Source organism: Streptomyces sp. NRRL F-5126 (genome assembly GCF_000721265.1).
GTDB lineage: Bacteria > Actinomycetota > Actinomycetes > Streptomycetales > Streptomycetaceae > Streptomyces.
On the sequence record NZ_JOFZ01000001.1, the window covers coordinates 330076 to 347766 of the forward strand.

General features: G+C 74.3%; 17 protein-coding genes. 14 read left to right on the top strand and 3 right to left on the bottom strand.

Features of this window, described 5'->3' with window-relative positions; all coding sequences use genetic code 11:
• Positions 1–184: 184 nt before the first annotated feature.
• Positions 185–751 carry an isochorismatase family cysteine hydrolase gene (locus IH48_RS0101515; protein WP_030897979.1) on the top strand — a complete coding sequence of 189 codons (567 nt, stop codon included), beginning with the start codon at positions 185–187 and terminating at the stop codon, positions 749–751.
• Between the two features lie 68 nt (positions 752–819).
• Entirely contained in the window at positions 820–1320 is a 501-nt protein-coding gene (locus tag IH48_RS0101520) for a YbhB/YbcL family Raf kinase inhibitor-like protein (RefSeq protein WP_234434083.1), read from the top strand.
• Positions 1321–1570: 250 nt separating this feature from the next.
• Here IH48_RS0101520 and IH48_RS0101525 read toward each other — a convergent pair whose 3' ends face one another.
• Positions 1571–2158 (bottom strand): TetR/AcrR family transcriptional regulator, encoded by a 588-nt coding sequence (locus IH48_RS0101525; protein WP_030897984.1) that lies wholly within the window; start codon positions 2156–2158, stop codon positions 1571–1573.
• Between the two features lie 122 nt (positions 2159–2280).
• Between IH48_RS0101525 and IH48_RS0101530 the strand changes: the two genes are divergently transcribed.
• The gene (locus tag IH48_RS0101530) at positions 2281–3066 is read left to right on the top strand and encodes an SDR family NAD(P)-dependent oxidoreductase (RefSeq protein WP_030897987.1); all 786 of its coding nucleotides are present in this window, start codon (positions 2281–2283) and stop codon (positions 3064–3066) included.
• Positions 3067–3096: 30 nt separating this feature from the next.
• On the opposite strand, the gene IH48_RS0101535 is transcribed toward IH48_RS0101530, so the two are convergent.
• Positions 3097–4146 carry a medium chain dehydrogenase/reductase family protein gene (locus tag IH48_RS0101535; protein ID WP_030897990.1) on the bottom strand — a complete coding sequence of 350 codons (1050 nt, stop codon included), beginning with the start codon at positions 4144–4146 and terminating at the stop codon, positions 3097–3099.
• A gap of 150 nt (positions 4147–4296) precedes the next feature.
• On the opposite strand from IH48_RS0101535, the gene IH48_RS0101540 reads away from it, so the two are divergent.
• From IH48_RS0101540 to IH48_RS0101575, 8 genes are all read left to right on the top strand, one after another.
• A complete protein-coding gene (locus tag IH48_RS0101540; protein WP_030897992.1) occupies positions 4297–4950 on the top strand; it encodes a TetR/AcrR family transcriptional regulator in 654 nt (217 codons plus the stop codon).
• 171 nt (positions 4951–5121) lie between these two features.
• Positions 5122–6273: an MFS transporter gene (locus tag IH48_RS0101545; RefSeq protein WP_037840910.1), complete on the top strand. Its 1152-nt coding sequence runs from the start codon at positions 5122–5124 to the stop codon at positions 6271–6273.
• A 64-nt stretch (positions 6274–6337) separates the two neighbouring features.
• Positions 6338–7093 carry an AraC family transcriptional regulator gene (locus tag IH48_RS0101550; protein WP_030897996.1) on the top strand — a complete coding sequence of 252 codons (756 nt, stop codon included), beginning with the start codon at positions 6338–6340 and terminating at the stop codon, positions 7091–7093.
• A 10-nt stretch (positions 7094–7103) separates the two neighbouring features.
• The gene (locus IH48_RS0101555; RefSeq protein ID WP_051838960.1) at positions 7104–7526 is read left to right on the top strand and encodes a hypothetical protein; all 423 of its coding nucleotides are present in this window, start codon (positions 7104–7106) and stop codon (positions 7524–7526) included.
• 80 nt (positions 7527–7606) lie between these two features.
• Positions 7607–8569, top strand: a complete 963-nt coding sequence (locus IH48_RS0101560) for an ABC transporter ATP-binding protein (RefSeq protein WP_051838962.1) — start codon at positions 7607–7609, stop codon at positions 8567–8569.
• Complete coding sequence (locus tag IH48_RS0101565) at positions 8566–9354, top strand: ABC transporter permease (protein WP_030898000.1); 789 nt, start codon at positions 8566–8568, stop codon at positions 9352–9354. The genes IH48_RS0101560 and IH48_RS0101565 overlap by 4 nt, the downstream gene beginning before the upstream one ends.
• A 269-nt stretch (positions 9355–9623) precedes the next feature.
• Positions 9624–10928 (top strand): sensor histidine kinase, encoded by a 1305-nt coding sequence (locus IH48_RS0101570; protein ID WP_051838964.1) that lies wholly within the window; start codon positions 9624–9626, stop codon positions 10926–10928.
• Positions 10925–11533, top strand: a complete 609-nt coding sequence (locus IH48_RS0101575) for a response regulator transcription factor (RefSeq protein WP_030898005.1) — start codon at positions 10925–10927, stop codon at positions 11531–11533. The genes IH48_RS0101570 and IH48_RS0101575 overlap by 4 nt, the downstream gene beginning before the upstream one ends.
• Positions 11534–11575: 42 nt before the next feature.
• On the opposite strand, the gene IH48_RS0101580 is transcribed toward IH48_RS0101575, so the two are convergent.
• Positions 11576–12460: a L,D-transpeptidase family protein gene (locus IH48_RS0101580; RefSeq protein ID WP_107059199.1), complete on the bottom strand. Its 885-nt coding sequence runs from the start codon at positions 12458–12460 to the stop codon at positions 11576–11578.
• A 241-nt stretch (positions 12461–12701) separates the two neighbouring features.
• On the opposite strand from IH48_RS0101580, the gene IH48_RS0101585 reads away from it, so the two are divergent.
• The 3 genes from IH48_RS0101585 (at position 12702) to IH48_RS0101595 (ending at position 17674) form a co-directional block, all read left to right on the top strand.
• On the top strand, positions 12702–13202 hold the full coding sequence (locus tag IH48_RS0101585; protein ID WP_030898009.1) for a MarR family winged helix-turn-helix transcriptional regulator: 501 nt from the start codon (positions 12702–12704) through the stop codon (positions 13200–13202).
• A complete protein-coding gene (locus tag IH48_RS0101590; protein ID WP_107059200.1) occupies positions 13199–14452 on the top strand; it encodes an MFS transporter in 1254 nt (417 codons plus the stop codon). The genes IH48_RS0101585 and IH48_RS0101590 overlap by 4 nt, the downstream gene beginning before the upstream one ends.
• 258 nt (positions 14453–14710) lie before the next feature.
• Positions 14711–17674, top strand: coding sequence for an AfsR/SARP family transcriptional regulator (locus tag IH48_RS0101595; protein ID WP_030898013.1), 2964 nt, complete (start codon positions 14711–14713; stop codon positions 17672–17674).
• Positions 17675–17691 lie beyond the last annotated feature (17 nt).

Genomic DNA, 17691 nt, shown 5'->3' on the forward strand with positions numbered 1-17691 from the left:
GATGACGAGTCCTCCCAGGACATACGCCCCCGCGCCGTGCCGCCGGAGGGGGCCACGCGGCGAGGTGGCCGATCGCCTGGCGAGGGGCGCGGGCCGTCGGCGGTACCGCTGCCGGCAACGACGCGGGCGGAGCGCCGCGCGCCCCGATTCCGGCAACCAGTCCACATCCACCGGAGAAGCACCCATGGCACTGACAGCGATCGACCCCGTGCCCGCACTCGCTGTGATCGACCTGCAAAAGGGCATCGTGGCGACCCGGAACGACAGCCGGACGGCTGCCGCGGTCAAACAGGCGATCTGCCTGACGGCCGAGTTCCGGCGGCACGGCCTGCCCGTGGTCCTGGTCAACGTCACCGGACGCGCGCCGGGACGCACCGAGGCCAAGCGGCCCTGGAGCAACGCCGAACCACCGTCCGGCTGGGCCGATCTCATCGACGAACTCGACGTCCGGCCGACCGACCACCTGATCACCAAACGGCGGCGCAGCGCATTCCACGACACCGGCCTCGACACCCTCCTGCGGGACTTGGGCGTCACCCAGATCGTGCTGGCCGGCCTATCGACCAGCGCGGGCGTCGAGTCGACCGCGCGCTCGGCCTGTGACCACGGCTACCACGTGGTCCTGGCCACGGACGCCATGAGCGACCCCGATGCCGATGCCCACCGCCACAGCACCGAACGCGTCTTCCCGAAGCTCGGCGAGACCGCCACCGCCGCTGAAATCACCGACATGATCGGGGCAACACGATGACCCTGCTCGGCCGGCTCCTGAACAACCGCAGAGCAGGAGAGACCCACGCCGCCTGGAATCTGCCCAATTTGCAGAGCACCGAGTCCTTGACCGTCACCAGCCGGCACTTCGGCGAGGGAGACTCGATTCCGCTGGAGCACTGCCTGAAGAACGTCGGCGGCGACAACCTGTCCCCCCACTTGGCCTGGACTGCGCCGCCGGACGGCACCGTCGAACTCCTCCTGGTCGTCGAGGACCTCGACGTCCCCCTGGCCAAGCCCGCCGTGCACTGCGCCGCCCTGATCGACCCGGCAGCCGGACACCTGGAGCCCGGCGTCCTCGATGCACAGCGGCCCGCCACCGGATTGCGGTTGCTGCGGTCCACCATCGGGCGCGGATACCACGGCCCAGGGCCCATCAAAGGCCACGGGCCGCACCGCTACACCTTCCAGTTGTTCGCCCTCGCGGCCCACGTGGACAGCACACCCCGAACAGCGGCACCGGCCCGGGCACGGCCTCGCACCCTCCTGCCCGCCATCACCGCACCCGTCCTCGCACGCGGCCGGCTGACCGGCGTCTTCGAGCGCTGACCTCGGCCCCCGGGCACGCACGGGTGCGGCGCCGGCGATTGAGGGGACATGGGACCACTCGCGGCCGGCGGCCCTGGCGCCCCCGGCCGCGGCCGCCACGAGCGCGGCCCGACGCCGCGTGAGCGGTGGCTGCGGGCCACCACGGCGTCCAGGACGAAGGCGTGATCGCCGCCGTCCCAGCCGACGTTGACGAAGCCGGCCATCATGCCGCCGTCCCAGGCGCAGTCGCCGCGCCACTCGTACGTGATCGTCATCGGGGGCGGCCGCCACCGACGCCGTGCAGGAGCGTGTCCACCACACGCGCGGCCAGCCGGTCGACAGCGCCGGCGTCGACAAGGTCGCGGCCCTCTTCGGCCGCCTCGTGGATCAGGGCGTAGTAGACGCGCCGCGCCCACACCAGGTCGGTGCCTGCGGCCACCAAGCCGGCCTCCCGCGCGCGGCGGAAGAGCTCATCGCACTGGGCCAGGATGTCGGCGTGCTCGTAGGCCGCCTCGGAGCCGGACGCGGCGGGCCCGCTCATCGCGAAGCTCCAGCCGATCTTCACCTGAAGGACGTTGGCGGTCACCTGGTGCAGGGCGACCAGCGGCGGCGAGGTGAGCGGGCGGGCGGCCTCCACGGCCTGGTGGAACCGCTCGGTCGCCCACGCCACCAGCGCCTCGACCAGCGCCTCGCGCGTGGCGAAGCGGCGGTGCACGGTGGTGCGGGCCACCCCGGCCGCCGCCGCGATCTGCTCCATGGTCGCCGCCGGGTCGGCGGCCAGCACGCGTTCCGCCGCCTCCAGGATCGTGCGCACCGTCCGCTCGGTATCGGCACGCATCGCGCGCCCCTTCGTCTCCATGCACCAGACAGTACATCCGGGATGCGACTCTGAGGTTAGTTGCATCATAACTGTTGCATCTACTAGCGTTGACGCGTCGCCACAGTTGCGACTGGTTCCATTGCCACGACAGGAGTGCACTCATGGATCTGCAACTGACGAACACCACCGCCGTGGTCACCGGCGCGAGCCGAGGCATCGGGCTGGCCACCGTCCAGGCACTCACCGCCGAAGGCGTCCGCGTGGTCGCCGCCGCCCGCACCATCACTCCCGGGCTGAAGGAGACCGGCGCCCTGGCCGTACCCGTGGACCTGCTGGCCCCCGAGGCCCCCGCCCGGCTGATCGATCGGGCCACCGCCGAGCTCGGCGACATCGACCTGCTCGTCAACAACGTCGGCGGCGGCGACGGAGAGGGCCGGACCGGCGGCTTCCTCTCCTTCACCGACGAGCAGTGGCAGGAGTCCCTCGAACTGAACTTCCTGGCCGCCGTGCGGGTCAGCCGTGCGGCACTGCCCAGCCTGCTGCGCCGCCGAGGGGCGCTGGTCAACATCTCGTCCAACGGCGCCCGGATGCCGCACTCGGGCCCCGTCCCCTACACCACCGCGAAGGCGGCACTGACCGCCTTCGGCAAGGCACTGGCGGAGGAGTTCGGGCCGCAGGGCGTGCGCGTCAACACCATCTCGCCCGGCGCGGTGCGTACCGCGCTGTGGGAGAGCCCGGACGGCTACGGCGCGGAGCTGGCCCGCTCCATGGGGGTCACCCAGGAGCAGCTGCTCGCCCAGGTCCCGGCGGCGACGGGCATGTCCATCGGCCGCCTGCTGGAGCCGGCCGAGATCGCTTCGGCCGTCACCTATCTCGCCTCACCGGCGGCCGCCGGCATGTCCGGCACGGATTTGCTGATCGACGGGGGTTCCGTCAAGACCGTCTGACACGCGGCCATGCCCGCGCGAGGCAGAGCGTCACGGGGTGAGGACGACCTTGCCGCTGACCGTGCCCGACTCCGCGAGACTCAGCGCCTTTGACGCGTCGGCGAGCGGCAGCTCGGCGGCGATGCGGGCCGAGATGTCGCCGCGGCGCAGCGCGGCGAAGACCTCGGTGAGGTCGGCACGCAGCCGGGCGCGGAAGCGGTCCTCGTGGCGTGCCTGCCCGGCCCAGAAGTTGTAGAACTTGGCGCGGCGGGTGTTGGGCAGGGCGTTCCACAGCGTGGTGCGGGCGATGATCTTCAGCACGGGCCACTGCTTGGAGCCGGTGTCGTCGCGCGTGGAGGCGGTGCCGTAGGAGATGAGCGCGCCGCCGCGCGCGAGCAGGTGCCAGGAGTCGACGACGCTGCGGCCGCCGATGTGGTCGAAGACGGCGTCCACCCCGCCGGGCGCGAGCTCTCGGACCCTGGCGGGTACGTCGCCCGCGCGGTAGTCGACCGGGATGACGCCCAGCTCGCGCAGGGCGTCGTGGTGGCGCGGCGAGGCCGTGCCGATCACCTTGACGCCTGCCGCACGCGCGAGCTGGACCAGGACGGAGCCCACGCCGCCGTTGGCGCCGTGCACCAGGATGGTCTGCCCCGCCCGCACCCGGGCGTCACGGTGCAGCATCTGCCATGCGGTGATGCCGTTGACCACCACGGTCTCCGCCTCCGCCGCCGTGACGCCGTCGGGGACCTCGACGGCGTCCGCCGCGTCGATCACGACCTGGCTTGCCCATCCGCCGACCTTCACCACGGCTGCCACCCGCCGGCCGGCCAGGCCCGGGTCGACGCCCGGGCCCGTCGTCAGCACGCGGCCGACCAGGTCGTACCCGGGCACGAACGGGAACGGCGGCTGGTCGAAGTACCGGCCGCGGCGCATCTGCTGTTCGGCGAACGAGACGCCGGTCGCCTCCATGGCGACCACGATCTGCCCCGGGCCGGGGTCCGGTACGTCGGCCCGTACGACCTGAAGGCCTTCCGGCGCCACGATGCCCGGCAGCACGACCTTGACGAGTCCTTCGGTTCCTTCGCTTCCTTCGGCACTCATGACCCGCACCTTTCTCGATAGAAGAATTCGCGTTCGTTAGAAGTTATAACTCCTTCGGGAGTGAGAGGCAAGTGCTTGAGTGATAGCCTCTAACAACAACGGACAGCGGTGGGGCGCAGGCGCCGGCCACGGACGATCGGGAGGCAGCTCGTGACGGACTCGCACACGGGAACGCCTAGGGAGCGGTACCGCGCCCAGGTGCGGGACGAGGTCAAGAAGCACGCCTGGGCGCAGATCGGCGCGGCGGGGGCCGCCGCCCTGTCCCTCAACGCGATCGCCAAGCGGATGGGGATGAGCGGACCTGCCCTCTACCGCTACTTCGCCAACCGCGACGAGCTGATCACCGAGCTCATCAGGGAGGCCTACCGCGACCTCGCCGACACGGTGCGCGCCCGCGCCGCCGCGGGCGCCGGCCTCGACGACCTGGCGCAGACCCTGCGCCGGTGGGCGCTCGCCGGCCCCCAGCGCTACTTCCTCATCTACGGCACACCCGTGCCCGGGTACCACGCACCCGAGGACACCACACAGATCAGCCAGGAGATCATGGGTACGGTCCTCGACGCCGCCTGCGCCGCCGCGCGGCAGAGCCCGCTACCGGCGTCCGCGCTCGACGAGCACCTCGCCGAGCACCGGGCCTGGGCCGGCGAGCACCCCGCCACGCCCTCGCAACTGCGCCAGGCCCTGACCTTCTGGACCCGCCTGCACGGCGTGCTCTCCCTGGAACTCGCGGGCCAGTTCTCCGGCATGGGGTTCGACCCGGCGCGGCTGTACGCGGCCGAGACGGAGTCCGTGACGGGCGGCTGACGGCGGCAACGCCTGGCGGGTTCGCGACACGGATCGGCGGAATACGGGAAGCGCGCCGGGCGTCCCCTTCCCCATCGTGGAGAGGTGACTTCGACCGAGGAACCGACCCGCCCACGCGACGGCGGCGCCGACGGGGGCGGCACCGCCGATCCGCCCGGGCACTGGCGCCGGATGCGCGTGTGGGCCACCGCCCACGCGGTCGACGACTTCTACCAGGGCCTCGTGCCCGCCGCCGTCCCCTATTTCGTGCTGGAGCGCCACTTCAGCTACGTCGAGGCGTCGGGTCTCGCGCTGGCCGCGACGCTGGGCAGCGCGCTGCCCCAGATACCGATCGGGCTGCTCGCCGACCGCCACCGGCTGCGCTGGATGTCGCCGCTCGGGATCAGCCTGGCCGGCGCCGGGGCGGGCCTGTCGGGGCTCGCGCCCTCCTATCCCCTGGTGTTCGCGCTGCTGCTGCTCGCGGGCGTGGGCATCGCGATGTTCCATCCGCCCGCCGGACGCGACGCACGCCGTGCGGCCGGTGGCAGCGCCACCGCCATGAGCTACTTCGCGGCGGGCGGAAGCGTCGGCTTCTTCGTGGGACCGGCGCTGGTCACGCCTGCCCTGGACAACCTCGGGATCGGCGCCACGGCGCTGTTCGTCCCGCCGGCCGTCCTCATGGGCTTCGTCCTGCTGCGCCACCACACGCGCACGGCGGGCGCCACGACTGCCAAGATCCTCAGCCAGGGCAGGGACCAGCCCAAACGGTTCGCGGCGCTCACGGCGGTCGAGGTCGTCCGCTCCACGATCTCGACCGGCCTGAACACCTTCATCTCGCTCTACTGGATCAGCCACCTGGGCGCCACAAGCGGCCTCGGCGGTGTGGCGCTGACCCTGGAACTCGGCGGCGGCGTCCTGGGCACGCTCATCGGCGGGCGCCTCGCCGACCGCATCGGCATGGTCCGCACCGTGCAGATCGGGAACGCCGCCATGCTGCCCGCCCTGTGGGCGATGCTGGCCTGCGACAGCGTGTACGGGGCCCTGCCGCTCGCCCTGCTCGTCGGGCTCGTCTCGAACATCCCGTTCGCCGTGCTCATCAAGCTCGGTCAGGACTACCTGCCGAGCCGGCCCGGGACGGCCGCCGGCGTGACGCTCGGTCTCGCGGTGAGCGCCGGCGGCCTGTTCATGCCGCTCCTGGGCCTCGTGGCAGGCAGGCACGGGCCACGCGGCGCGCTGGTGGTCCTCGCCGTCCTGCCGGTGGCCGCGATGGCGACGTCCATCGCGTTGCGCGAACCGTCCCGTCGACCGGAGCCCGCACGGGCCGGCCCGGCCGAACCGCCGTGAGCCGTGCCGGACGCCGGGCGCACGCCCCGGCCGGTGGCGCGCGTTTCCCGTACGGTGTGCCGTGATGTCGCACATCCGCCACCAGCCCATCGCGCCGACGGACACCAGGTCGCACGCCGGCGGGGATGTCATCGACCGCCACCGGCACGACAACCACCAGCTGATCTACGTCAGCTCCGGCGTGCTGGCGATCCGCACGGAGCACGGCTCCTGGGTCGCCTCGAACGACCGGGCCCTGTGGATCCCGGCGGGCACGTGGCACGAGCACCGCTTCTACGGCCGCAGCCGCTTCCACACCGCCGGTTTCCCCGCCGGGGGCGCGAAGCCGCTGCTCGCCGCCCGTACGCCCGTGGTCATCGCCGTCGACGCGCTCGTGCGCGAACTGCTGGTCGCCCTCACGAGCCCGGAGCTCACCCGGGCCGAGGCACGCCGCATCGAAGCTGTCCTGCGGGACCGGCTGCGCCGCGTGGCGGAAGCGCCGGTCATGCTGCCCGCGCCCCGGGAGCGGCGGCTCGCCGACGCCTGCCGCCTGGTGGAGGCCGACCTGAGCCGTCCCCGCACCCTCGCGGAACTCGCCCGCGACGTGCACACGAGCGAGCGCACTCTCTCCCGCCTGTTCCGCGGCGAGTTCCGCATGACGTACCCGCAGTGGCGCACGCGCACCCGCCTGTTCAGCGCCATGGTGCTGCTCGCCGAGGGCGCCGGCGTCACCGACACCGCGCACGCCTGCGGATGGGCCACGACCAGCGCCTTCGTCAGCACCTTCGCCCGCGCCACGGGCACCACGCCCGGCTGCTACCGGGCCGGGGCGCTGAGCTAGCGTCGGCCGCGTGACCAGTGATGCCGGTGCGACCAGTGATGCCGCCGCCGAGGCCCGTGCCCCGTCCGTCCACGTCGGCAACGCGGGCGTGGACGCGCCGCTCGACCGCGGGTGGCTGCTCGGCCACTTCAAGGACGGCGGGGACCCGCGCCACAGCGAGGACGTCGAGGTCAAATGGGGCGTCCATCCGCGCGGCGACCGGCGTGCGCGGTGGGTGCGCGGCGAGGAGCGTACCGCGCTCCTCGTCCTCGTCAGCGGCCGCTTCCGGGTGGAACTGCCGGACCGGACCGTCCTGCTCGCCCGGCAGGGCGACTACGTGGTGTGGGGGCGCGGCGTCGACCACTCCTGGTTCGCCGAGGAGGAGTCGGTGGTGCTGACCGTCCGCTGGCCCTCGGTGCCCGGCTACGCGGTGCGCGACCCGGCGGAGGAATAGCCAGGCGCGATGACAGATGTCATCGGAGGTCATGACAGGACGCACGCTCCGGCGCCCCCGGCAGGCGGAACGCTGGAGGCATGACCGAGACAGCTATCAGTGCAAGCGGCCTGTGGCGCAGGTACGGGCCCGCGGGGGACGCCGGGTTCGATGCCGTGCGCGGGCTCGACCTGGAGGTGCGGGAGGGCGAGTTGTTCGCGCTCCTGGGCACCAACGGCGCGGGCAAGACCTCCACGCTCGAAGTCCTTGAGGGCCTCGCCCGGGCCACCCGGGGGACCGTGCGCGTACTGGGCAAGGACCCGTACGCGGAGCGCGGCGCCGTGCGCCCGCGCATCGGCATCATGCTGCAGGAGGGCGGGTTCCCCTCCGACCTGACCGCGGAGGAGACCGCGCGGATGTGGGCCGGCTGCACCAGCGCCGCCCGTCCGGTCGGGGAGGCGCTGGAGACCGTGGGCCTTGCGGGGCGCGCCGGGGTGCGGGTGAAGCAGCTGTCCGGCGGGGAGCGCCGGCGGCTCGACCTGGCGCTCGCGGTGCTCGGCCGCCCTCGGGTGCTGTTCCTCGACGAGCCCACCACCGGCATGGACGCCGAGGCCCGCAGGGCGACCTGGGAGGTCGTCCGCGGCCTGCTGGCGCAGGGCACGACCGTCCTGCTGACGACGCACTACCTGGAGGAGGCCGAGGCGCTGGCCGACCGGCTGGCCATCATGCACGAGGGACGGATCGCCGCTGCGGGCACGCCTCGGGAGGTGACGGCGCAGCGTCCCTCGCGGATCGGTTTCCGCCTCCCGGAAGGGACCGCGCGCTGGCAGCTCCCGGCCGAGCTCGGCGCGCGCGGCGACGGGCGCGACGTACGGGTCGCCACGCACGACCTGCAGGGCGCCCTCACCGGTCTCCTGCTGTGGGCGCGCGAGCACGACGTGCGTCTCGGCGGCCTCGACGCCCGTACGGCCTCGCTCGAAGAGGCCTTCCTGGAGATCGCCGGCGGTGGCCGGCACCATGGCGGCACGGTGCCGGGCGACATGGCGGAGGTGGCGGCCCGATGAGCACGACAGTCACGAGGAGCACGACGGCGGTGAGCCGTACGGCCGCTCTCGCGCGCGCCGAGGTGACGCTGCTGGTGCGCAACCGCACGGCACTGTTCACCGCGCTCGCCCTGCCCCCGGCGATGATCGGCGTGGCGAAGACCTCGCTCGACCGGTCGGGCGCCGCCGCGAAGACCGGTCTCAGCCCGGGCGAGCTGCTGCTGACGGGCGGGGTCGTGATGGTGCTGACACTGGTCGTGTACACGACGCTGGTCGCCGCGTACGTGAGCCGGCGCGAGGAGCTGGTCCTCAAGCGGCTGCGCACCGGCGAGGTGCGGGACGCCGAGATCCTCGGCGCCACCGCCGTGCCCGCGGCGGCGATCGCCCTGGTGCAGATCGCGCTGCTGGTGGCGCTCGGCGCGGCCCTGTGGGACGGCCGCCTGCCGCAGCGGCCCGGCCTGATGCTGGCCGGAGTGGTGCTCGGTACGGTCATGACGGCGGCGCTGGCCGCCGCGACCGCGGCCGTCACGCGGACCGTGGAGAGCGCCCAGGTGACGGCGCTGCCGCTGATCCTGGTGGCGCTCATCGGTTCGGGCGTCGCCGTACCGCTCCAGGTGTTTCCCGACGGCATCGCCCAGGTGCTGCGCGCGCTGCCGCTCACCCCGGTGGCCGACCTGGTGCGCGGCGGCTGGGTCGGCGGCATGGGCGCGGGCGAGGCGCTGCGCGCGCTGGGGACGGCGCTGGCCTGGACGGTACTGTCGGTGTTCGCCGTGCGGCGCTGGTTCCGGTGGGAACCGCGCGGCTGACGCCAGGTACGCGACGCGGAACGGGAGAGCCCATGCCGGACCGTACGCCGGGCGGCGCAGGCCGGGGGCCGGCGCAGCCGGGGCCTGCCTCGGCCCGTACATCGCGGGAGGGCGGCCGCGTGCCGCCGAAGCCCGAGCCCGGCCGCGCGTCGCCCGGGGCCGGGTCCGTTCGCACGCCGCCGGAGGCGGGAGCGGGTCCGACCGCGGCGGAGGCCGGAGGCGCACCACGGGAAGCGGGCACCGCGCCACGGGAGCCGGAGCCCGGCCGTGTGCCGCCGGGCCACGGGCCCGGCCGCGCGGCGGGCTCGTGGCCCGGGTTGCGCCGGTGGGCCGAGCGGTCGGGGATCGACCGGTTCGAACTCCTCACCCACTGCAGCTTCTACGTCACCGGCCTCGGGTTCAGCGGCGGGGCCGTGCCCACCGTGACGGGCGGCATCGCCGCGCCGGCGGCCGTCGCCGCGGTGGTGCTGCTGCTCGTCGCACACGGTGTGCTCGGCGGCCTTTCGGCGTCGCGGGCGCTGCACTGGGCGATGGGCCGGCGTGCCCGGCCCACGGCCGTCATGACCGCGACGGTCGTGACGGCCGCCGCGGTCCTGGTGCTGGTGCTCCACGGGGAGTCCGGCGTGCCGGTCGAGAGCCGGGCCGCCGGGTTCGTCGTCGCTGTCGGCAGCGTCGTCATCCCCGTCGCAGCACTGACCGTACGGGCCCTTTCTCCGCTCAGGATCGCCGGTCTCGTCGCGGTGGCCACCCTGGTGGTGGCGGCCGCGAGCCTGGCAGCCGGGCTGCCGGCGGTCGTGGTGATCGTCAACGCCGTGAGCGCGTGGTGGATCGCCTCGGCGATGGTGCTCTTCGGCCGGATCTCCGGCTGGATGACGGGGATCATGTGGGAGCTGCTCGACGCACGCGACACCCGGGCGCGGCTCGCGGTGGCCGAGGAGCGGCTGCGCTTCGCCCGCGACCTGCACGACGTGATGGGCCGCAACCTGTCCGTCCTGGCGCTGCAGAGCGAGCTGGCGGCCCGGCTGACCCGGCGTGGCGCCACGGACGCCGCAGCCGACCAGATGGAGGCGGTGCAGCGCATCGCCCGTGACGCGCAGAGCGAGATCCGCGCCGTCGTCCGCGGCTACCGCGAGGCGGACCTCGCCGCCGAACTGTCCGGCGCGCGCTCCATGCTGGAGTCCGCCGGCATCGACTGCGCCATCGACACGGCAGGGGCGGACGGCGACGGTGCCGCCGCCTCCCTCGCCCCCTCCGTGCAGACGGCGCTCGGCTGGGTCGTCCGCGAGGCCACCACCAACGTGCTGCGCCACGCGGACGCCGCCGGCTGCGAGATCCGTCTGCGGGTGGCGTCGGAGGAGGCCGTCCTCACCGTCGCGAACAACGGGGTCCGCGCCCCCGGGGACGGGACCGGCCCCGCATCCGGGGCCGGAGCGGAAGCCGGGGCCGGGGCCGGGGGCAGCGGCCTCGCCGGGCTGCGGGAGCGGCTCACCGCGCTCGGCGGCACCCTCACGACCCGGGCGCAGGACGCCACGTTCGTCCTCACCGCGTCCGTGCCCCGCCAGGAGGAACGATGACCCTGCGCGTGCTGCTCGCCGATGACGAGCACCTCATCCGCGGCGCGCTGGCCGCGCTGCTCGCCCTGGAGGACGACCTGGAGGTCGTCGCGGAGGCCGCCGACGGGGACGAGGCCCTCGCCATGGCCAGGGCGCGCCGGCCCGATGTCGCCGTCGTGGACCTGAACATGCCGGTGCGCGACGGGATCTCCGTCGCCGCCGAGCTGCGGACTCTGCTGCCCGGCTGCGCGGTCATGATCGTCACCAGCCACGGCCGCCCCGCCGCACTCAAGCAGGCGCTCGCCGCGGGCGTGCGCGGCTTCCTGCCGAAGACGGTCTCCGCGCAGCGGCTGGCGGAGCTCATCCGCCTGGTCCATGCCGGGACCCGGTACGTCGATCCCGAGCTGGCCGCGGACGCGATCAGCGCGGGCGACTCGCCCCTCACCGCGCGCGAGGCGGAGCTCCTCGCGCTCGCCGCCGACGGCGCGCCGGTCGCCGAGATCGCCGCGCGTGCGTCGCTCGCCCCCGGCACCGTACGCAACTACCTCTCCTCGGCCGCGGCCAAGCTCGGCGCGGAGAACCGCCACACCGCCGCCCGCATGGCCCAGGACCGCGGCTGGCTGTGACCGCGCGAGCGGCCGCACGGCGCGTGCCGGCGGCTCAGTGCGTCAGTGCGACAGCGACGCCGCGTCGCCCATGACGACCACCGGGTGGAGCCGTGGGTCGAGCATCCGCAGCAGCGCCTTCATGTGGTCCTCGGACAGGGAGACGCAGCCGTGCGTCGGGCCTCCGTGGTCGACGTGGAACCAGATGCCGCCGCCCCTCGCCTCGCCCAGCGGGCGGGTGAGGTCCAGTGGCGAGACGCCCGCCTTGCGGTTGTAGTTGATCGCCACGACGTAGTCGAACGAGTGCGCGAGCGACTCGCCCTCGAACCCGATGCCCTGGGTGGCGAAGTCGGGCGACTGGTCGTAGGGCAGCTTCGTGCCCGGGTCGGGCATCCTGCCGCCCGCGTCGGTGAGGCCGAAGACGCCGATCGGCGAGCGCAGGTCGTCGTCGTAGTGGTGGCGCGTCCAGCCGTTGAGCGCGTTGCGCGCCGTCCAGTCGGCGTCGGTGGCCCAGCCCGCCGCCGTGTGCCGGTAGACGGCGAGGCGGGAGTGCGCGGAGTCGATGCCCTTGCCCGTCACCACGACGATCTGGCGGGCGCCCGCCGGCACCTCGGCCAGCGTGCTGGGGCCGAGGCCGGGCAGCCGCTGGAGCAGCCGGGGGCCACGCGCCTCCAGGGGGCCACGCGCCACGCGGAGTTGCCGCACCGGGGCGGCCGGGGCGCTGGCCGCGCCCTCGGCGGGCTGCCGGTCGGCCTGGTCCTCGGGCCCCGCGGCGGGCGCGGCCGCCCGGTCGCTCGGCGGCCGGGTCCCGTCGACGGGCCCGCCCCCGCACCCGCCAAGACCGCCGAGCAGCACGGCGGCGGCCAGTGCGGCGGCGGCGATACGCGGCCCCCTCAGGCGCCGCCCCGGACGCACGGGGCCTGCGGGGGGTACGGAGCGTACGGGCATCGGGGCTCACTTCCGGTAGTCCGGGCTGCTGCGCCGGGCGGGGGACCGTTCCTCACGCCGCGTCGAACCGATCCCGTACCCGCCGCGCCGCGGCGTCGCCCGGCATCGCCGCCACGCTCACCCGCCCGGCTCTGGGAAGCCGTTCGCTCAGCCGATCCGGCGGGTCACGCGTCCGGCGGTGCGGCCGGCCGTGCGGAGAAAATCTGACAGCACTTATATAAGTGCTGTTACGATTTCTGCCATGGCGAACCCGGAAGCGCACGACCCGTCCCTGCAGAGTCTCTGGCGCCCGCTGCGGCTGCTCCAGGCGTCCCTGGACGCCGACATCGCGCGGATCTACGCCGAACGCCGCATCGAGGGGCTGAAGCCCAGTCATGTCATGGAGCTGCTGCGGCTGAACGCACGCGGGCCCATGACCATCACGGAACTCGCCGAGTCGGTCCGGCTCAGCCATTCCGCCGTCAGCCAGAAGGTCGCCGCGATGCGCGCGGCCGGGTGGGTGCGGACCGCCGAGGGCGACGACGCACGCACGAAGAAGGTGGCGCTCACCGGAAAGGCCCGCGGCGTCGTGGGCCGGCTGGCGGCCGAGTGGCGGGCGACCGAGGCGGCCCTCGCCGATCTGGAGGCCGAGGTCCCCTACCCGCTCTCCCGCGTCGTCACCGACCTCGAGCAGGCACTCGCCCGCCGGAGCTTCCACGACCGCATCGCGGAGAAGCTGGCCGAGGACCCGTCGTGGGAGTGAGGATCCCGCGCGGCGCGCTGATCGACCTGGCGCCGCTCAGGTCCTCGCCGCTGTTCCGCCGCCTGTGGAGGGGGCAGTCGCTCTCCGCGCTCGGCGGGCAGATGACCGTCGTCGCCGTGATGTTCCAGGTGTGGCAGCAGACCAGGAGCACGACGTGGACGGGCGCCGCGGGTCTTGCGCAGGCCGTCCCGCTCGTCGCGCTCGGGCTGTTCGCAGGGGCGCTCGCCGACCGCGTGGACCGCAGGAAGTTCTATCTGCTGACGACCGCGGGGCAGGCCGCCTGCTCGCTCCTGCTCGCCCTGCAGGGGTTCCTCGCGCCGCTGCCCGCCGGCGGGGTGCTGGGCATCGTCGCCGCACAGTCGTGCTTCGCGGCGGGCGGCGGCCCGGCCTCGCGCGCCTTCGTCCCGCAGCTGCTGCCCCGTCATCAGCTGGCCGCGGGCCTCGCGTTGCGGCGCATCTCGTTCCAGGGCGCGATGCTGGCGGGGCCCGCGCTCGGCGGGCTGATCGTGGGCCGGCTCGGCGTCGGCGGCTGCTACCTGATCGACGCCGTCACCTTCGGCGCCGCACTGCACGGCGCGTTCGGCCTGCCGCGGATGGCGCCGGGTGACGCCGCCGCGCGCCCGGGCGTGCGCGGCGTACTGGACGGGCTCGCGTTCCTCACGCGCACGCCCGTCGTACGCGGGGCGCTGCTCACCGACCTGGCGGCCACCGTGCTGGCCATGCCGGTCAGCCTGTTCCCCCTGGTCAACGCCGAACGGTTCGGCGACGATCCCGCCACCCTCGGCCTGTTCCTCACCGCGATCGCCGTCGGCGGCGTCGCCGCGTCACTCTTCTCGGGAACTTTCACCCGGCTGTCCCGTCCCGGTCTCGTGATGCTGGGCGCCTCCGCCGGCTGGGGCGCGGCGCTCGCCCTGTTCGGCCTGGCACCAGGGCCGTGGGCCGGCCTGGCCTGCCTCGCCCTGGCGGGTGCGGCGGACACCGTCTCCGTCGTCTCGCGCGGCACCATCGTGCAGACGCACACCCCGAACGAGCTGCTCGGCCGCGTCGGCGCCGCGGAGGGGATCGTCGGGCAGGCGGGTCCCGACATCGGCAACCTGCGGGCCGGGCTCGTCGCCGGCGCGACCTCGGGGGCCGCCGCCCTCGTCAGCGGCGGGCTGCTCTGCCTCGGCGCGGTCGCCGCGGTGGCGCTCACCACGGCCGACCTGCGCAGGACCGCGGCTCCGCCCGCCGCGGCGCCGGCCGCGGCATGACGCGTGCCCGGAGCGCGGCACGGGGGAGCAAGGCACCCCGGAGCGCGGCCGCAAGTGAGGCGGGGAACGCGGAAGGGAGCCCGAAGGAACACACCAGCGGCCATTACCGGCCAACCTGGCGCGCCGTCAACCCCGACGGCCGGTGAACCTGTCGAGGCATTGTGCAGACCGGCCACCCGCGGCTGACGCTGCCGCCCCGGACAAGGCAGACTGTCGGTCCGGAGCAGTGAACCGCGAGTGGGCCGCGAGGGAGAGCCAATGGACCGTGCCGGCGGGCCACGCGTACCGGAGCAGCGGGCCGCAGAGCCCCACGCCCCGGGCCCGGACGACAGCCACAGGCTCCGCTTCAGCGTGCTCGGCCCCGTTCGCGCCTGGCGCGACGGCGCGCCCCTGCCGCCCGGTTCACCTCAGCAGCGCGCCATGCTCGCCGCCCTCCTGCTGCGCGAGGGCCGCACGGCGACGGCGGCCGAGCTCATCGACGTGCTGTGGGGCGAGGAGCCCCCGGCCCGCGCACTCGCCGCTGTCCGTACGTACGCCTCCCGCCTGCGCAAGGTGCTCGGCCCCGGCGCGCTGCTCAGCGAGGCGGGCGGCTACGCGATGCGCGCCCCCGTCGGCTCGCTGGACATCCAGGTCGCCCAGGATCTCGCCACGCGTGCCGAGAAGGCGCGCGCCGCGGGCGATCGCAGGGGCGCGCGCACCCTGCTCGGGCAGTCACTCGGCCTGTGGGACGGCGAACCGCTCGCCCACCTGCCCGGGCCCTTCGCCGAGACGCAGCGCGCACGCTTCGAGGAGTGGCGGCTCGGCCTGATCGAGACGCGCCTCGACCTCGACCTGGAGCTCGGCTGCCACGCGGACGCCGTGTCGGAGCTGACCGCGCTGACGGCCGCCTACCCGCTGCGCGAGCGGCTGCGCGAGCTGCTGATGCTCGCCCTCTACCGCAGCGGCCGCCAGGCGGAGGCGCTCGCCGTCTACACCGACACCCGCAGGCTGCTCGCCGAGGAGCTGGGCGTCGACCCGCGGGCCGAGCTGACGGAGCTGCAGCACTCGATCCTCAACGCCGACGAGGAGCTCGCGCGCCCGGTCGTGGAGGCCGTGCCCGACAGGGCGGCGCCGCGCCCCGCCCAGCTGCCCGCGACCGTGCCGGACTTCACGGGCCGCGCGGTCTTCGTGACGGAGCTGAGCGAGAGGCTCGCGCTGGCCGAGACCTCCGTGATGGCGGTGTCGGCGCTCGCCGGCATCGGCGGCGTCGGCAAGACGACGCTCGCCGTGCACGTGGCGCACGCCGCGCGCCCCCACTTCCCCGACGGCCAGCTCTACATGGACCTCCAGGGGACCTCGTTCCCGGCCGCCGACCCGGCGACCGTACTCGGCTCCTTCCTGCGGGCCCTGGGCACTCCCGACCGCTCGATCCCCGAGACGGTGGAGGAGCGGGCCGCGCTGTTCCGCTCGACACTCGACGGGCGACGGGTCCTCGTGCTGCTCGACAACGCCCGCGACGCCGCCCAGGTCCGCCCGCTGCTGCCGGGCACCCCCGGGTGTGCGGCGCTTGTCACCGGCCGCACGCGGATGGTGGACCTCGCCGGGGCGCACCTCGTCGACCTGGACGTGATGTCGCCCGAGGAGGCGCTCGAACTCTTCACCAAGATCGTCGGACCGCACCGGGTGCGCGTCGAGCGCGAGGCGGCGCTCGACGTCGTCGCAGCCTGCGGGTTCCTGCCCCTCGCGATCCGCATCGCCGCGTCCCGGCTCGCATCGAGGCGCACCTGGACGGTGTCGGTGCTCGCCTCGAAACTCGCCGACGAGCGGCGCAGGCTGGACGAGCTGCAGGCCGGCGACCTCGCGGTGAAGGCGACGTTCGAACTCGGCTACGGCCAGTTGGAGCCCATGCAGGCCCGGGCGTTCCGCCTTCTGGGCCTGGCCGACGGTCCTGACATCTCGCTGCCCGCGGCGGCCTCCGTGCTCGACCTGAGCGTCGAGGTGACGGAGGACCTCCTGGAGACGCTGGTCGACACGTCGCTGCTCGAATCCGGCGCCCCCGGCCGCTACCGCTACCACGACCTCGTACGGCTCTACGCGCGTGCCTGCGCCGAGCGCGACGAGCTGCCCCCGGCCAAGCGCCTGGAGGCGCTCGAACGCCTGCTCGACTTCTACCTGCCGACCGCGGCGCGCGTGTACGGCATGGAACGCCCGGGCGACCGCACCGTCGCCCACCTGGAGTCCGCGAGGGGCTCGGGCCTGTCGTTCACCAGCGGGGCGGAGGCGCTGGACTGGCTGTTCACGGAGGCCGCCTCGATCCTCGCCTGCGTCCAGCAGTCCCTCGGCCAACCGGTCCTGCTGCGGCGCGCGGTCGACCTGCTGCTCGCGGCGAAGGACCTCTCGGAGTCGGGCGCCAACTCGCGTGCGTACGAGGCGGCGACGGTCTCCGCACGCGACGCCGCGCAGGCGGCGGGCGACGCCCACGCGGAGGGCCGCGCCCGCACCACGCTGACGCAGGTGTACATCAAGGCCGGGCGGTTCGAGGAGGCCGACGAGGAGGCCGGGCGGGCCGCCGTGCTGGAGGACGCCTCACGGGACGACGCGTGGCTGCGCTCCAACCTGTCCAACGAGCGTGGCATCATCGCCTTCTGCCAGGGCCGGTACGCGGACTGCGAGACGTTCAGCAGGGCGGCCGTCGAGTCCTTCCGCGCCGACGGCAACAAGCCGGGCGAGGCGAGCGCGCTGTGCAACGCGTCGCGCGCGCTGGTGGCCATGGGCCGCACCGCGGAGGCCATCGAACTGGTCAGGGCCGGCATGGCGCTCTACGACGCGCTCGGGCTGACGCTGCGGCTCGCGAACGCCCGCTTCGCGCTCGGCATCGCGCTGTCGCACGCGGAGCGCTTCGCGGCGGCGATGGCGGAGTTCCAGCAGGCCGTCGAGGTCTTCGAGGAGAACCGCCAGCGGTTGTGGCTCGGCACGACGTACTTCAGGATGGCGCAGGTGCAACTCGCCACCGGCCGGCCCGGGCAGGCGGCGCAACTCGCCGAACAGGCCCTGTCCACCGGCTTCATCGGCGGGGACTGGATGCGTGCGAACATCTTGACCGAGCTCGGCAAGGCGCTCAACGCCCTGTCGCAGCCCGGCCGCTCCCGCGCCTGCTGGCTGGAGGCGCTCAGCCTCTACGAGGCCACAGGCGCGGACCAGGCCGCCGAGGTCCGGCTGCTGCTCGAGCCGCTGGCGGCGTGACGCGGGAGCCGTTCATC

Excerpts from the sequence above, each read along its gene's own strand:
- IH48_RS0101545 (WP_037840910.1), top strand. The coding sequence starts at position 5,122 with ATGCGCGTGTGGGCCACCGCCCACGCGGTCGACGACTTCTACCAGGGC.
- IH48_RS0101515 (WP_030897979.1), top strand. The coding sequence starts at position 185 with ATGGCACTGACAGCGATCGACCCCGTGCCCGCACTCGCTGTGATCGAC.
- IH48_RS0101525 (WP_030897984.1), bottom strand. The coding sequence starts at position 2,158 with ATGGAGACGAAGGGGCGCGCGATGCGTGCCGATACCGAGCGGACGGTG.
- IH48_RS0101560 (WP_051838962.1), top strand. The coding sequence starts at position 7,607 with ATGACCGAGACAGCTATCAGTGCAAGCGGCCTGTGGCGCAGGTACGGG.
- IH48_RS0101565 (WP_030898000.1), top strand. The coding sequence starts at position 8,566 with ATGAGCACGACAGTCACGAGGAGCACGACGGCGGTGAGCCGTACGGCC.
- IH48_RS0101530 (WP_030897987.1), top strand. The coding sequence starts at position 2,281 with ATGGATCTGCAACTGACGAACACCACCGCCGTGGTCACCGGCGCGAGC.
- IH48_RS0101550 (WP_030897996.1), top strand. The coding sequence starts at position 6,338 with ATGTCGCACATCCGCCACCAGCCCATCGCGCCGACGGACACCAGGTCG.
- IH48_RS0101575 (WP_030898005.1), top strand. The coding sequence starts at position 10,925 with ATGACCCTGCGCGTGCTGCTCGCCGATGACGAGCACCTCATCCGCGGC.
- IH48_RS0101585 (WP_030898009.1), top strand. The coding sequence starts at position 12,702 with ATGGCGAACCCGGAAGCGCACGACCCGTCCCTGCAGAGTCTCTGGCGC.
- IH48_RS0101580 (WP_107059199.1), bottom strand. The coding sequence starts at position 12,460 with ATGCCCGTACGCTCCGTACCCCCCGCAGGCCCCGTGCGTCCGGGGCGG.
- IH48_RS0101535 (WP_030897990.1), bottom strand. The coding sequence starts at position 4,146 with ATGAGTGCCGAAGGAAGCGAAGGAACCGAAGGACTCGTCAAGGTCGTG.
- IH48_RS0101595 (WP_030898013.1), top strand. The coding sequence starts at position 14,711 with ATGGACCGTGCCGGCGGGCCACGCGTACCGGAGCAGCGGGCCGCAGAG.